Origin of the sequence: Pseudomonas edaphica, assembly GCF_005863185.1 — a bacterium.
In the GTDB taxonomy this organism is placed as follows: domain Bacteria; phylum Pseudomonadota; class Gammaproteobacteria; order Pseudomonadales; family Pseudomonadaceae; genus Aquipseudomonas; species Aquipseudomonas edaphica.
This window is the reverse complement of record NZ_VBVZ01000879.1, coordinates 1-1,858: the sequence shown is the minus strand read 5'-3', so window position 1 is coordinate 1,858 and position 1,858 is coordinate 1. Positions and strand designations below refer to the sequence as shown.

Genomic DNA, 1,858 nt, shown 5'->3' with positions numbered 1-1,858 from the left:
CGCTCATGGGCCTGGTTGCGCGCCACCGCCAGCAGCTCCAGGCGGCGGGCGGCGCTGTCGGTGTCGAGCAGGCTGGCGTCTTCACCCGGCAGGCGGCGGCGCCAGTTCGGGTGGGTGTCGGTGGTGCCGGGCAGGTAGGCTTGTTCCTCGATGCCCAGCGCGTCTTCCAGCGGCAACAGCACCAACGGCGCGCGGGTGTGGCCCAGGTAGCGCACGCTGGCGTCGAGCATATGGTCGGTGTCATTGCGGATTTCATCGACGAAGTTCTGCGGGTCCTGGCTCAAGGCCTGGCGCAGCGCCTGGCGTTCGTGCAGGCGGTGTTCGCTCCATTGCTCCACGGTCGGCGCATCGATCAGGCCCAGCTGGATATTCCATTCGATATCGCGGCTGTGCCACCAGCCGTTGAGGGTTGGCAAGTCGTGGGTGCTGGTGGTAGCCAGGGCGTTGTCCGGCCAGTCGAGGATCGGCTTGAAGTGGCCGTCGTGGTTTTGTTCAAAGAGTAAGACGCGCATGCCCAGGATCGAGCGGCCGCTGAGTTTTTCGCGCAGGCCATCGGGCACGGTGCCCAGGTCTTCACCGAGCACGATGGCCTGGTGGCGGTGGGATTCCAGCGCCAGCAGGCGCAGCAGGTCATCCACCGGGTAGTACAAATACGCGCCTTCGCGCGGCGTAGCGTCCATGGGGATGACCCACAGGCGTTGCAGGCCCATCACATGGTCAATGCGCAGGCCGCCGGCGTGGGCGAAGTTGGCCCGCAGCATCTCGATAAAGGCGCGAAAGCCGTTGCGCTTGAGACCTTCAGGGGAAAACGCCGAGATGCCCCAGCCTTGACCCGCGCGGTTGAGAATGTCCGGTGGCGCGCCGACGGTAAGGTTGGCGAGTAGCTCGTCCTGCCGGCTCCACGCCTGGCTGCCGCCGCCATCGGCACCGACCGCCAGGTCTGCGATCAGGCCGATGCCCATGCCGCTGCCACGCGCGGCTTGTTGCGCGCGCTCCAGGCTGCGTGCGATCAGCCATTGGCAGAAGGCAAAATAGCCGATCTCATTCGTATGGTCGGCGGCAAATTGCGTCAGCGCCGGGCTCTGAGGCGAGCGCCATGCTTCGGGCCAGTGGCGCCAGTCGAGGTCTTCACCGGCGGCGGCACGCAAGGCTTGCACGGCTTCAAAGCGACAGTGGTTCTCCAGGGCTTCGCCGCCGGCCTGGCGAAAGCTCAGGAAGTCGGCGTGTTGCGGGTGCTGGCCGTGGCGGAAATCTTCATACAAGGCACGCAACAGGCGCTGCTTGGCGCGGGCGGCGGTGGGCCAGTCGATCAAGGTGAGCTGTTCCAGGGCGTGCAGCTCATCCGTAAGGTCCAGTGCCTCGATGGCGTTGCGCACTTCGCGCTCGCCAAGGATGCAGGCGGGCGAGGCATACAGGCTGTTGAGGAACAGGCGGCTGGAAGGTGAGTAGGGGCTGTAGCGCTCGGTGTCGGCGCTGAACATCGCATGCATCGGGCTGATGGCCAAGGCATCGGCGCCGCGTTCGGCGGCGCTGCGGGCCAGGTGCTCCAATGCCAGGGTGTCACCGAAGCCGCCGTCACCCAGGCGGCGCAGTGCATACAGCTGCGCACTCAGGCCCCAGGCGCGGGCCGGTTGGCTGTCGACCGCTTCAGCGACGCTGTAGCAATGGGTAGGGGCCACGGCCAGGGTGAAGGTTTGGTCGTCGATATGCACCTGGTGATAACCCAGCGCGATTACGCCGGGCAGTTCGGCATTGCCGTCCAGGCGCAATTCCAGGGTTTCGCCCTGTTCCAGGCTGACGCGGCACGGTGTGTCCGGGGCGAAGTAATTCGCGAGGTCCAGACCCACGCCGGTGTCCA

Annotated in this window: 1 protein-coding gene; it reads right to left on the bottom strand. The window is 66.3% G+C overall.

The window, feature by feature from the left end; genetic code table 11:
• A partial coding sequence (gene malQ, locus FEM54_RS31650) for a 4-alpha-glucanotransferase (RefSeq protein WP_138454176.1) occupies window positions 1-1,858 on the bottom strand: 1,858 nt, incomplete at both ends.